Source organism: Nocardioides sp. GCM10028917 (assembly GCF_042666175.1).
Lineage (GTDB): Bacteria > Actinomycetota > Actinomycetes > Propionibacteriales > Nocardioidaceae > Nocardioides.
The window spans coordinates 947574-959383 of the sequence record NZ_JBHTFL010000007.1 but is presented as its reverse complement, the minus strand read 5'-3'; the positions used below and the strand labels follow the sequence as shown (position 1 = coordinate 959383).

At 73.8% G+C, this 11810-nt stretch carries 9 protein-coding genes and 1 tRNA gene; 6 read left to right on the top strand and 4 right to left on the bottom strand.

Going from position 1 to position 11810, the window contains the following annotated elements; translation table 11 throughout:
* Window positions 1–52 precede the first annotated feature (52 nt).
* The gene (selD, locus tag ACFQW6_RS13990) at window positions 53–1042 is read right to left on the bottom strand and encodes a selenide, water dikinase SelD (RefSeq protein WP_378547565.1); all 990 of its coding nucleotides are present in this window, start codon (window positions 1040–1042) and stop codon (window positions 53–55) included.
* Window positions 1043–1159: 117 nt separating this feature from the next.
* Here selD and ACFQW6_RS13985 point away from each other — a divergent pair, with 117 nt between their 5' ends.
* The 4 genes from ACFQW6_RS13985 to ACFQW6_RS13970 all read left to right on the top strand — a co-directional run bounded on the left by ACFQW6_RS13985 (window position 1160) and on the right by ACFQW6_RS13970 (window position 4822).
* Window positions 1160–1576: a rhodanese-like domain-containing protein gene (locus ACFQW6_RS13985; protein WP_378546208.1), complete on the top strand. Its 417-nt coding sequence runs from the start codon at window positions 1160–1162 to the stop codon at window positions 1574–1576.
* Between the two features lie 10 nt (window positions 1577–1586).
* Window positions 1587–1681 (top strand) — tRNA-Sec (locus tag ACFQW6_RS13980).
* 34 nt (window positions 1682–1715) lie between these two features.
* Window positions 1716–3056, top strand: coding sequence for an L-seryl-tRNA(Sec) selenium transferase (gene selA, locus ACFQW6_RS13975; RefSeq protein WP_378546205.1), 1341 nt, complete (start codon window positions 1716–1718; stop codon window positions 3054–3056).
* Window positions 3056–4822: a SelB C-terminal domain-containing protein gene (locus ACFQW6_RS13970; protein WP_378546202.1), complete on the top strand. Its 1767-nt coding sequence runs from the start codon at window positions 3056–3058 to the stop codon at window positions 4820–4822. Before selA ends, ACFQW6_RS13970 begins: the two co-directional genes overlap by 1 nt.
* Window positions 4823–4914: 92 nt before the next feature.
* Here the strand turns inward: ACFQW6_RS13970 and ACFQW6_RS13965 are convergent, their stop codons facing one another.
* Window positions 4915–6381 carry a fatty acid desaturase gene (locus ACFQW6_RS13965; protein ID WP_378546199.1) on the bottom strand — a complete coding sequence of 489 codons (1467 nt, stop codon included), beginning with the start codon at window positions 6379–6381 and terminating at the stop codon, window positions 4915–4917.
* A gap of 152 nt (window positions 6382–6533) precedes the next feature.
* On the opposite strand from ACFQW6_RS13965, the gene ppgK reads away from it, so the two are divergent.
* The gene (ppgK, locus tag ACFQW6_RS13960) at window positions 6534–7289 is read left to right on the top strand and encodes a polyphosphate--glucose phosphotransferase (RefSeq protein ID WP_378546196.1); all 756 of its coding nucleotides are present in this window, start codon (window positions 6534–6536) and stop codon (window positions 7287–7289) included.
* A gap of 46 nt (window positions 7290–7335) precedes the next feature.
* On the opposite strand, the gene ACFQW6_RS13955 is transcribed toward ppgK, so the two are convergent.
* The gene (locus tag ACFQW6_RS13955; RefSeq protein WP_378546194.1) at window positions 7336–7821 is read right to left on the bottom strand and encodes a MarR family winged helix-turn-helix transcriptional regulator; all 486 of its coding nucleotides are present in this window, start codon (window positions 7819–7821) and stop codon (window positions 7336–7338) included.
* Window positions 7822–7935: 114 nt separating this feature from the next.
* Between ACFQW6_RS13955 and ACFQW6_RS13950 the strand changes: the two genes are divergently transcribed.
* Window positions 7936–10092 (top strand): MMPL family transporter, encoded by a 2157-nt coding sequence (locus tag ACFQW6_RS13950; RefSeq protein WP_378546191.1) that lies wholly within the window; start codon window positions 7936–7938, stop codon window positions 10090–10092.
* Window positions 10093–10423: 331 nt separating this feature from the next.
* Here ACFQW6_RS13950 and ACFQW6_RS13945 read toward each other — a convergent pair whose 3' ends face one another.
* Window positions 10424–11803, bottom strand: a complete 1380-nt coding sequence (locus ACFQW6_RS13945; protein ID WP_378546188.1) for an NAD-dependent malic enzyme — start codon at window positions 11801–11803, stop codon at window positions 10424–10426.
* Between the last annotated feature and the right edge of the window lie 7 nt (window positions 11804–11810).

Sequence of the window (11810 nt, the reverse complement as noted above, 5' to 3'; positions counted from 1 at the left end):
CGACACTACGGACGGCGTACGACGTACGTCCACCGCCGGAGGGGTGGGCGTGTCAGCGGACGACGATCGCGTGCTCGCCGGCCGCCACGACCTCGCCGACGACCGGGTGCCCGGGCAGCTCACCGACCACCAGCAGGCCGCCGGACGTCTGCGCGTCAGCCAGCAGCACGAGCTCGTCCTCGTCGACGGATGCGTCGAGGTGCGGGCGCACCCAGTCGAGGTTGCGTCGGCTGCCGCCCGGCACGAAGCCGTCGGCCAGCGACGTGCGCGCGCCGTCGACGTACGGCACCGCCGCCGCGTCGATCACGGCCGTCGTGCCGCTCGCGCGCATCATCTTCATCAGGTGGCCGAGCAGCCCGAAGCCGGTGACGTCGGTCGCCGCGCGGAGCCCGGCGTCGACGGCCGCGCGGCTGGCGTCACGGTTCAGCTCGGTCATCACCGCGACCGCCTCCTCGAACCACTCGCCGGTCGCCTTGTGGCGGTTGTTGAGCACGCCGAGGCCGAGCGGCTTGGTCAGCGTCAGCGGCATCCCGGCCTGCGCCGCGTCGTTGCGCAGCAGCTTGTCGGGGTCGGCCAGGCCGGTGACGGCCAGGCCGTACTTCGGCTCGGGGTCGTCGATGCTGTGCCCCCCGGCGAGGAACGCCCCCGCCTCGGTGCACGCGTCGTCCCCGCCGCGCAGCACCTCGGCCGCCACATCCAAGGGGATCCGGTCCCGCGGCCAGCCGAGCAGGTTGACCGCGACCACCGGGGTGCCGCCCATCGCCCACACGTCCGACATCGCGTTGGTCGCGGCGATGCGCCCGAACGCGTAGGCGTCGTCGACGACCGGGGTGAAGAAGTCGGCGGTGGCGATGACGGCGCGGCCGGTGCCGTCGGGGGCGGGATCGATGCGGACGGCGGCCGCGTCGTCGCCGTGGTCGAGGCCGACTAGCAGGTCGCCGGACGCCCTGCCCCGGCCGAGCCCGCTGAGCACGCGTTCGAGCTCGCCGGGCGGCACCTTGCACGCGCACCCGCCACCGGCGGCGTACTGGGTGAGGCGGATCGACTGGCCGGTCGTGCTCGTGCGCGTGCTCACCCGCCCAATGTAGGCACCGGGCCGGCGCCCGCCCTCACCCCGTTGCCCGTGGCGGCGCCCGTGACGCGCACCTAGTGTCCCCACATGGACGCCGACGGCTCTGCCATCGCGTGCCTGCTGGACCGGTGCCGGCAGGCGCTCGACCGCGTCGAGCCCGCGGACCTGGAGTCCGTCGCCGCAGCGGGGGCGCTCGTCGTCGACATGCGCCCGATGCAGCAGCGCCTCCGCGACGGCGAGCTGCCCGGCGCCCTCGTCGTCGACCGCAACGTGCTCGAGTGGCGCCTCGACCCGACCAGCCCGCACCGCCTGGCCGTGGCGGACGACCCCGGCCGGCGCATCGTGCTGGTCTGCCACGAGGGCTACAGCTCGAGCCTCGCGGCCCACACCCTCCAGCAGCTGGGCCTCCCTCGGGCGACGGACCTCGCCGGCGGCTACACCGCATGGGTGGCGTACGTCGCCTCGCAGGCGGACGGTCCGGAGAGACGTGTCGCCACGCACTAGGGTGGCTCGCGGAGGCGGTTCTCGTCTGGTGACGGACGCGGTCCTCAAAACCGTTGCGACCCAGCAGCTGGGTCGGGCGGGTTCGATTCCCGTCCGCCTCCGCCACACGTGAGCCGGGGCGTCGGACGAGGAGGGGTGGGTGCCAGATCCGCGTCGGGCCACGCCCCGCACCGACCACGTCCTGGCCGACGCGCGGCTGCAGGCGGCCGCGACCCGGCTGGGTCCGGTCCTCGTCAAGCACGCGGTCACCGGCGCGCTGGAGCGGTGCCGGGCCGGCGAGCTCGACCCGGCAGCGGTCGCGGACGCCGCGGTCGCAGCGCTTCCGCCGTCCGCCACCACGCTCCGGCGGGTGGTCAACGCGACCGGGGTGGTGATCCACACCAACCTGGGCCGCGCACCGCTGTCCGGCGCCGCGGTCGAGGCGGTGCGCACGGCGGCCGGGGCCACCGACGTCGAGCTGGACCTCGCGACCGGGCAGCGCGGACGACGCGGCCGCGGTGCGCTGGAGGCGCTGGCCGCCGCCGTGCCGGATGCCGGCGGCGTCCACGTCGTCAACAACGGCGCAGCCGCCCTCGCCCTCGTCACGCGGATGCTGGCGCGCGGCGACGACGGGCGCGACACCGTGGTCATCGCCCGCGGTGAGCTCGTCGAGATCGGCGACGGCTTCCGCATCCCCGAGCTGATGGAGTCCGTGGGCGCCCGGCTCCGCGAGGTCGGCACGACCAACCGGGTGCACCTCGCCGACTACGCCTCGGCGGTCGACGACTCGACCGCGTTCGTGCTCAAGGTCCATCCCTCCAACTTCGCCGTCACCGGCTTCACCTCCTCGGTACCGGCGCGAGAGCTCGCCGGGCTCGAGCACGCCGGGCGACGGGTCCCGCTCGTGGTCGACATCGGCTCCGGGCTGCTCGAGCAGCACCCGCGCCTTCCCGACGAGCCCGACGCCGGGCGCGCCCTCCGCGACGGCGCCGACCTGGTCACCGCCTCCGGCGACAAGCTTCTCGGCGGTCCGCAGGCCGGCCTGCTGCTCGGGGAGGCCGCACTGGTCGAGCGGCTGCGGCGTGACCCCTTCGCCCGCGCCCTGCGCGTCGACAAGCTCACCCTGGCTGCCCTCGAGGCGACCCTCGTCGGACCCGTGCCCCCGGTGCGGGCCGCGCTCGGTCGGTCGGTCGACGACCTCCGGGCGCGGGCGCGCGCGATCATCGGGGCGTGGCCCGCCGACCTCGTCGCGACGCTCGGGGCCGAGGTCGTCGACTCCGCGGGCGCCGTCGGTGGCGGCGGCGCACCCGGCGTGGAGCTGGCGAGCGCGGCCGTCTCCCTGCCTGATCACCTCGCCGCACCGCTTCGTGGCGGCGAGCCGCCGGTGCTGGGCCGCACCGTGCGCGGCCGGCTGCTGCTCGACCTGCTGGCCGTCGACCCCGTCGAGGACGACGCCATCGCCGACGCCGTACGCCGCGCCGCGGGGGCGGGCCGCGCCTGATGCACGTCGTCGCGACCGCGGGTCACGTCGACCACGGCAAGTCCACCCTGGTGCGCGCGCTCACCGGCACCGACCCCGACCGGCTCGAGGAGGAGCGGCGGCGCGGACTGACGATCGAGCTCGGCTACGCCTGGACGTCGTGGCCGGGCCCGGGCGGCTCCGAGGAGGTGGCGTTCGTCGACGTCCCCGGCCACGAGCGGTTCCTCACCACGATGCTCGCGGGCATCGGGCCGGTGCCGGCGGCCCTGCTGGTCGTCGCGGCCGACGACCCGTGGATGCCGCAGGCGGCCGAGCACCTCGCCGCGCTCGACGCCCTCGGAGTCGGCCACGGGGTCGTCGCCGTCACGCGCAGCGACCTCGCCGACCCAGCGCCCGCCGTGGCACGGGCGACGGCCGAGGTGGCCCGCACCAGCCTGGCCGGCGCTCCGGTCGTCGCGGTCAGCGGCCGCACCTGCGCCGGGCTCGACGACCTCCGCGCCGCCCTCGCCGAGATGCTCGCCGTGCTGCCACCACCCGACCCCGACGCCGACGTACGCCTCTGGGTGGACCGACGCTTCACCGTGCGGGGTGCCGGCACCGTGGTCACCGGGACCCTGCCGGCCGGCACCGTCCGGGTCGGCGACACCCTTGCCGACGGGGACCGGGTGGTGCGCGTCCGCGGGCTGCAGGCGCTCGGGCAGGACACCGACGCGGTGAGCGGCACCGCCCGCGTCGCGCTCAACCTCACCGGTGACGTCGACGCGATCGGGCGGGGGACGGTGCTGACCACCCCCGACGCGTGGCACCACACCGAGGTGGTCGACGTACGCCTGCGGCCGGGGCCCGGTGACGGCGGTCCGCCGCTCGCACCGCAGCTGCACGTCGGGGCCGCGGACGTCGCGGTGCGGCACCGCCCGCTCGGCGACCCGCGCGGCGGGATCTCCCGGCTCACGATCGAGCGCGCCCTGCCGCTACGGGTGGGCGACCGCATGCTGCTGCGGGACCCGGGCGACCGCCGGCTGTGGCGCGTCGACGTCCTCGACCCCGACCCCCCGCGGCTGCGTCGTCGAGGTGCGGCCGCGCGGCGCGCCGCGCAGCTCGCGGATGCCGACGGCACCCCGCGACTGGCCGACGAGCTCGCCCGCCGGGGGCTCGCGCACCGCGACCGGTTGCGCCGCATCGGCGTGCCCGTGACGTCCGGCGACCACCTCGAGGCCGGCCCCTGGCTGGTCAGCCGGGGCCTCGCCGGGGCGCTGGCGGAGCGACTGGCGCCGCTCGTCGAGGAGCACGCCCGCTCCCACCCGCTCGACCCCGACGTGCCGCTGACCGTGCTGGCCGACCGGCTCCGCCTGCCGAGCCCGGACCTCGTCACGCCGCTGGTCCGCCCGCCGCTGCAGGTCGTCGGCGGGCGGGTGCGAGCGCCCGGGTCGGGCCTCCCGACGGCGGTGGCCGCCGCCGTCGACGTCGTACGCCGTGAGCTCGAGGACGCGCCGTTCGCCGCCCCCACCGCCGACCGGCTCCGCGACCTCGGCCTCGACGACCGCGCGCTCGGTGCGGCCGAGCGCGCCGGCCTGCTGTGGCGCGTCGCCCCGGGACTCGTCCTGCTGCCGGGGGCGGCGGAGGCGGCGGCGGCCCGCCTGGCGCTCCTCGACCAGCCCTTCACCACCAGCGCCGCGCGTCAGGACCTCGGCACGTCGCGCCGGGTGGTGCTGCCGCTGCTCGACCGGCTCGACCGGGCCGGGCTCACCCGACGGCTCGCCGACGACCGGCGCGAGGTCGTCCGCTGAGGCTCTCGCGCACCTGACGAACTGCGGCCGGGCGACGCAGGGACGCGCTTCGTCGTGTCGTCCGGCCGCAGTTCGTACGCCGTAGCGCGCGCTCAGACCACCGAGCGCTCGGGCGGGCAGGGGACGAAGTCGACCTTCTCGCGCACCCCGCAGTCGGGGCACGACCAGTCGTCGGGGACGTCCGCCCAGGACGTGCCGGCCGCGAAGCCCTCGTGCTCGTCGCCGGCCGCGACCTCGTAGACGTACTCGCAGCCCGGGCAGCGCGCGGCCAGCACCTCCGCGCCCGGGTCGAGGGCGGAGACGGTCGCGCTCCCGTCGGGGCCAGGCACGCGGCTCGCGGCGCCGTAGCGCTCGAGGTAGGTGTCCCGCTTGCGCGGGCTGATGTTGGCGAGCGACACGTCGCCACCGAAGTGGTCGACGACCCGCTGGTCCATCACCCGCCGCCAGACGGCCGGCACGACCGCCAGCACGATCATCCCGGCGTAGCCGGTCGGCAGCACCGGGCTCTCCTCGAAGTCGCGCAGCGTCTGGTAGCGCCGGGTCGGGTTGGCGTGGTGGTCGCTGTGGCGCTGCAGGTGGTAGAGCAGCACGTTGGTCGCGATGTTGTTGGAGTTCCAGCTGTGCCCGGGCAGGACGCGCTCGTAGCGCTCGCGGTCGCCCTCGCCGACCTTCTGCCGCAGCATCCCGTAGTGCTCCATGTAGTTGACCACCTCGAGCAGCGAGAAGCCGACGACCGCCTGGATGACGAGGAAGGGCAGCACCTCGATGCCGAAGGCGACGAGCACCGCCGTCCAGAGGACGAGCGTCATCAGCCACGCGTTGAGGACGTCGTTGTCGAGGCGCCAGGGTGACTGCTTGCGGCGAGCGAGACGCCGCTTCTCCAGCCGCCACGCGGACCGCAGCGAGCCGCCGACCGTGCGCGGCCAGAACGCGTAGAAGCTCTCCCCGAGCCGGGCGCTCGCGGGGTCCTCGGGGGTGGCGACCCGGACGTGGTGGCCGCGGTTGTGCTCGATGTAGAAGTGGCCGTAGCAGACCTGGGCCAGCGCGATCTTGGACAGCCAGCGCTCGTTGGCCTCCTTCTTGTGGCCGAGCTCGTGGGCGGTGTTGATGCCGATGCCGCCGATGCAGCCGATCGAGATCGCCAGGCCGACCCGGTCGATCGTCGACAGCGGCTGGTCGGCCAGCACGCCGAGGACGTCCCAGCCGCCGACCACGGCCATCGCGCCCAGGAAGCCGGCGTACTGGATCGGCAGGAAGAGGTAGGTGATCCACCGGTAGTAGCGGTCCTGCTCGAGCGCCTCGATCACGTCGTCCGGCGGGTTGGAGCGGTCGAGGCCTGCGACGAGGTCGATCGCCGGCACGATGCCGAGGATGACGATCGGCCCCACCCAGAACCACACGCTCCAGCCGGTCGCGACGTAGCCGCCGAAGGCGACGAACGCCAGGCTCGGCACGACCAGGCCGATGAGCCAGAGGTAGCGCTTGCTGTCGGTCCACAGCTCGGTGGTGCCGTCCGGGACCGTGCCGCTGGGAGCGAGTCGGGTGGGGTAGCCGGCCATCGTCGTGGTCTCCTGCCGTCGGGTTTACACGACCATAGGATGTGTAAAGCCGGTTGACAAGACCCTACTTTCTGTCAAGTCGTCCCGCCGGGACGTCTCGCCGGGTGTTGCCCCCGTCACATCGGCGAACGGCTGGCGATAGGTTGGTCGCCATGGAACACCCCTTCGGCATCGACTTCGGCGGCACCGGTATCAAGGGCGCCCCCGTCGACCTCGAGGTCGGCGACTTCGCCCACGACCGCATCCGGATCGACACCCCGCGACCCGCGACACCGCAGGCGGTCGCCGAGGTCTTCGGCCAGATCATCGACAGCTTCCCGGCGTCCACGCGGCCCGTCGGCGTGACCGTGCCCGGCATCGTCCGCCGGGGCGTGGTGCACTCGGCGGCCAACATCGACAAGTCGTGGATCGGCGAGGACGCCGACGCGATCTTCACCGCCGCCCTCGGGCGTGAGGTGCACGTGGTGAACGACGCCGACGCGGCGGGCCTCGCGGAGGCGGAGTACGGCGCCGCGAAGGGGCGGGGCGGACTGGTCATGGTCATCACGCTCGGCACGGGCATCGGCTCGGGGATGATCTGGGACGGCCAGCTCGTCCCCAACTCCGAGATGGGTCACCTCGAGCTCGACGGCGCGGTCGCGGAGGCGACCACGGCGACCAGCGCCCGCGAGCGCGAGGGCCTGTCCTGGGAGGCGTGGTCGGAGCGCCTCACGGCCTACTTCCGCCACCTCGAGCGGCTGTTCTCCCCCGACCTGTTCGTGATCGGCGGCGGGGTCAGCAAGTCGTGGGACAAGTTCGGCCACCTCATCAAGGTCGAGACCGAGATGGTGCCCGCGACACTGCAGAACCGCGCCGGCATCGTCGGTGCCGCGCTCGTGGCGCACCGCATGGCGGGCATCGAGGACTGACCCCGTACGTCGACCCGGCGGGCGCGACGACCGACCCGTCCGGGCCTCAGTCGTCCAGCACCCGCTCGAACGCCGCCGTCGCCCCGCGGAGGTAGCGCTGCACGACGGCCTTCTCCTCCTCGGTGAAGGTCGCGTCGTGCCGGTCGAGCGCGCCGAACATCGGCATCAGGTGGCCGATGATCTCCGCACGCCCGGAGTCGGTGATGTGCAGCTCGGTGCGCCTGCGGTCGAGCTCGTGGGGACGACGCTCGACGTGGCCGCGCGCGACGAGGCGATCGACGATGCCGGTCGCCGCGGCGGTCGACACCTCGAGCCGTCGGGCGACCTCCGCGGGGCCGATCTGCTCGCGGCTGAGGTGCTCGAGCGTCACCAGCTCCGTCTCGCTGAGACCGGCGCGCCGCGACACGACGTGGTTGACCCGGCTCCCGGCCGCGACGAGGTCGCGCAGCGCCAGGAGCGTCGGCGGCTGGGCCCGTTCCCTGCCCCGACCCACCCACGGCGGGGGCGCGACAGCGTGCTGGTCGTCCGTCACGCGGTCCCCACCTCCGGTCGTCGTCTCGGCTTGCCTCCTCATGATACTACCGCTAACTTGATAAGTAACTTAGTTAGCAATCACCTTCCCTAGCTATCTCCTCGAGGAGACGTCGTGCCTTCCCACCACACCCCCGCGCCCGCTCGGGCGATCGCCGGACGCCGACTGGCCTGGTTCTTCGCGCTCGCGCCGATCCTCCTCGCCGTGTTCGTGATCGCGTTCGTGCCCGAGGGCGAGCGTGAAGCGTCCCCCTTGGACACCCTGCCCGTCGGCGCCGACAGCACGCTGGCGGTCGAGCTCGAGGAGCAGCTGCCCGACGACGAGGGCCAGGTCGCCATCGTGCTGTGGACCGCCGAGTCCGGCGAGCTCGACCAGGCGACGCAGGGCGAGCTGACCCAGCAGGGGCTCGCCCTCCTGTCGGAGTCAAGTGGGCAGGCGGACGGGCAGGCGGACGCGCAGGGCGAAGCCCCCGACGGCGCGTCCGGCCAGCCGGGCGGGTCGCAGGGTGGGTCGCAGGGCGGACCGCCCGGCGGCGGCGAGGGGCAGCAGTCCCCCGTGGTGGTGTCCGAGGACAAGACCGCGGCGATCGTCGCCGTACCGGTCGTCTCCGAATCCAACACCGACAACATCGACCAGGTGGAGGAGCTGCGCGACCAGCTGGACGCGGACGCGCCCGACGGCGTGGAGGTCCAGGTGACCGGCCCCGCGGCCATCCAGGCGGACATCGGACAGGTCTTCGACGGGGCCGACATCCGGCTGCTGGCCGCGACCGCCGCGGTCGTGGCGATCCTGCTGATCATCACCTACCGCAGCCCCGTGCTCTGGCTGGTGCCGTTGACGGTCGTGGCCATCGCCGACCGCCTGGCCGCGATCGTGTCGACCAACGTGCTCGAGGCCGTCAGCGTGGCGTGGGACGAGTCGACCGTCGGCATCCTCAGCGTGCTCGTCTTCGGTGCCGGCACGGACTACGCCCTGCTGCTGATCTCGCGCTACCGCGACGAGCTCAAGACCACCGAGTCGCGTCACGTGGCGATGGCGCACGCCCTCAGCCGGACCTTCGAGGCGGTGCTCTCCAGCGCCACGACCGTCGTGCTCGGCCTGCTCACGCTGCTGCTCTCGGCGATCCCGACCACCCGCGGCCTGGGTCTCGCGTGTGCGGTCGGCGTGGTGATCGCTGCGACGTTCGCCCTCGTCGTCCTTCCCGCTGCGCTCGTGCTGTTCGGCCGGTGGGTGTTCTGGCCGCGCGTGCCCCACGTGGGCGACGCCGTCCTGGTCGACTCGCGCGGCGTGTGGCGCCGGGTCGGCGACGCCGTCGCCCGCCGGCCGCGCACGTTCGTCGTCGCCACGGTCGCCGGCCTGGCGGTCCTGGCCACCGGCACCCTGTCCATCACCACCGGGCTCGACCCGGCCGACCAGTTCCTCGAGCAGCCCGAGGCCATCGCGGCGGCGGAGCGCCTCGGCGAGTCCTTCCCCGCCGGCACCAGCGACCCCGTGCAGGTCCTCACCCGCGAGAAGCCCGACCAGGTCCTCGCCGCGGTCGAGGAGGTGGACGGCGTCGACTCGGCGCGCATCACCAGCACCGGCGACGGCATCGCGCGCATCGACGCCGTGCCCGACGCCGCGCCCGGCAGCGACGGCGCCCAGGCCGTCGTGCTCGACGTCCGCGACGCGGTCGCCGACTTCGACGACACCCACGTCGGCGGCGGCGACGCCGAGGCCCTCGACGCCGAGGAGTACGCCGCCAGCGACCGGAAGCTGATCCTGCCGCTCATCCTGCTGCTCGTGCTCGGCGCGCTGCTCCTGCTGCTGCGCTCGATCGTCGCCCCGCTGCTGCTCGTCGCGACGGTCGTGGCGACGTACGCCGCGAGCATGGGCGCGTCGTGGTGGCTCTTCCAGACGGTGTTCGGCTTCGAGGCGATGGACACCGGGGTGCCGCTGCTGGCGTTCCTGTTCCTCGTCGCGCTCGGCGTGGACTACAACATCTTCCTCGTCACCCGGGCCCGCGAGGAGGCGCGCGACCACGGCACCCGAACCGGCATGCTGCGCGCGCTGACCGCCACCGGCGGCGTCATCACCAGCGCCGGCATCCTGCTCGCCGCCGTGTTCGCCGTCCTCGGCGTGCTACCGCTCGTGGTGCTCGCCCAGCTCGGCGCGATCATCTTCGTCGGCGTGCTCCTCGACACGCTCGTCGTCCGCACGGTGCTCGTCCCGGCGCTCGCCCTCACCCTCGGCGACACGTTCTGGTGGCCGCGCAAGGTGACGGGTCGGTAGTCATGGCGCGCTGTCGGTTTCCCCGCTCGAGCGGGGAAACCGTCACTTGGAGGCCTTTGCAACGGCCTCCAAGTGCGCGACTCGCCCTCCAAGTACGTCGCGAGCACGTCGCGTGCACCCTTGCCTCCGCGAGTCGGCACCCGCACCCCAACCCGCGCGCTCGGCGCCCGACGTCGTCTGGACCGACGAGCGAGCAAGCGCGACGAGCGCAGCGAGGCAGCTCGGGAGCGAGGAGGGAAGACGACGTCTTCAGGGGCGCCGAGCACGCGCGAGCGGAGCGAGCGCCATCAGGCACCGCCGAGCACGCGCGAGCGGAGCGAGCGCCAAACAGTCAGCCCTCGCGGCCGCTGATCGCCGTCGCCACCCGCTTCGTCACGTCGGGGTGGAACACGCTCGGGATGATGAACGCCGCGTGCAGCTCCTCTGCGCTCACGGTGTCGGCGATCGCCTGGGCGGCGCGCAGCAGCATGTCGACGGTCACCTCGGAGGCGCCGGCGTCGAGGAGGCCGCGGAAGACGCCGGGGAAGGCCAGCACGTTGTTGATCTGGTTGGGGTAGTCGGAGCGGCCGGAGGCCACCACGGCGGCGTACTTGTCGGCCTCGGCCGGGTCGACCTCCGGGTCGGGGTTGGCGAGGGCGAAGACGACCGGCTTGGGCGCCATGGTCGGGATCCACTCGGGGTCGAGGATGCCCGGTGCCGAGACGCCGACGAAGACGTCGGCGTCGACGAGGACCTCGCGCAGCGACCCGGTCGCCCGGCGCGGGTTGGTGGCGGCGGCCAGGTCGGCGTGGGCGGCGGAGAGCGACTCGTCACCCGCGGCGAGGGCGCCCTCGCGGTCGACGACGACGACGTCCTTCGCGCCCGCGGCGAGGAGCAGCGTGACGATGGCGGTGCCGGCGGCACCGGCGCCGGAGACGACGATCCGCACCTCGGCGAGCTGCTTCTCCACGCAGCGCAGTGCGTTGGTCAATGCCGCGAGCACGACGATCGCGGTGCCGTGCTGGTCGTCGTGGAACACCGGGATGTCGAGCGACTCGCGCAGCCGGGCCTCGATCTCGAAGCAGCGCGGGGCCGCGATGTCCTCGAGGTTGATGCCGCCGAAGCCGGGCGCGATCATCTCGACGGCCTTGACGATCTCGTCGGTGTCCTGGCTGGCCAGGCAGATCGGCCACGCGTCGATGTCGGCGAACCGCTTGAACAGCGCGGCCTTGCCCTCCATCACCGGCATCGCCGCGCCGGGACCGATGTTGCCGAGGCCCAGGACGGCCGAGCCGTCGGTGACGACGGCGACGGAGTTGCCCTTGATGGTGAGCTTGCGGACGTCCTCGGGGTTGTCGTGGATCGCCATCGACACGCGGCCGACGCCGGGCGTGTAGGCCATCGAGAGGTCGTCGCGGGTGCGCAGCGGGACCTTGGACTGCACACTGATCTTGCCGCCGAGGTGGAGCAGGAACGTGCGGTCGCTGACCTTGTGCACCTGCACGCCCTCGACCTCGGACACGGCCGCGACGAGCTCCTGCGAGTGGGTGGCGTCGGCGGCCGAGCAGGTCACGTCGACGGTGAGCCGGTCGTGGCGCGACTCGGCGACGTCGATCGCGGTGACGACGCCACCGTTCTTCGCGATGGTGGTCGCGACGGCGCCCACGACGCTGTGGTCGGCCGCGGCGTACAACCGCATGGTGATCGAGTACGACGACGCGGTTGCTGCCATGCCCGCA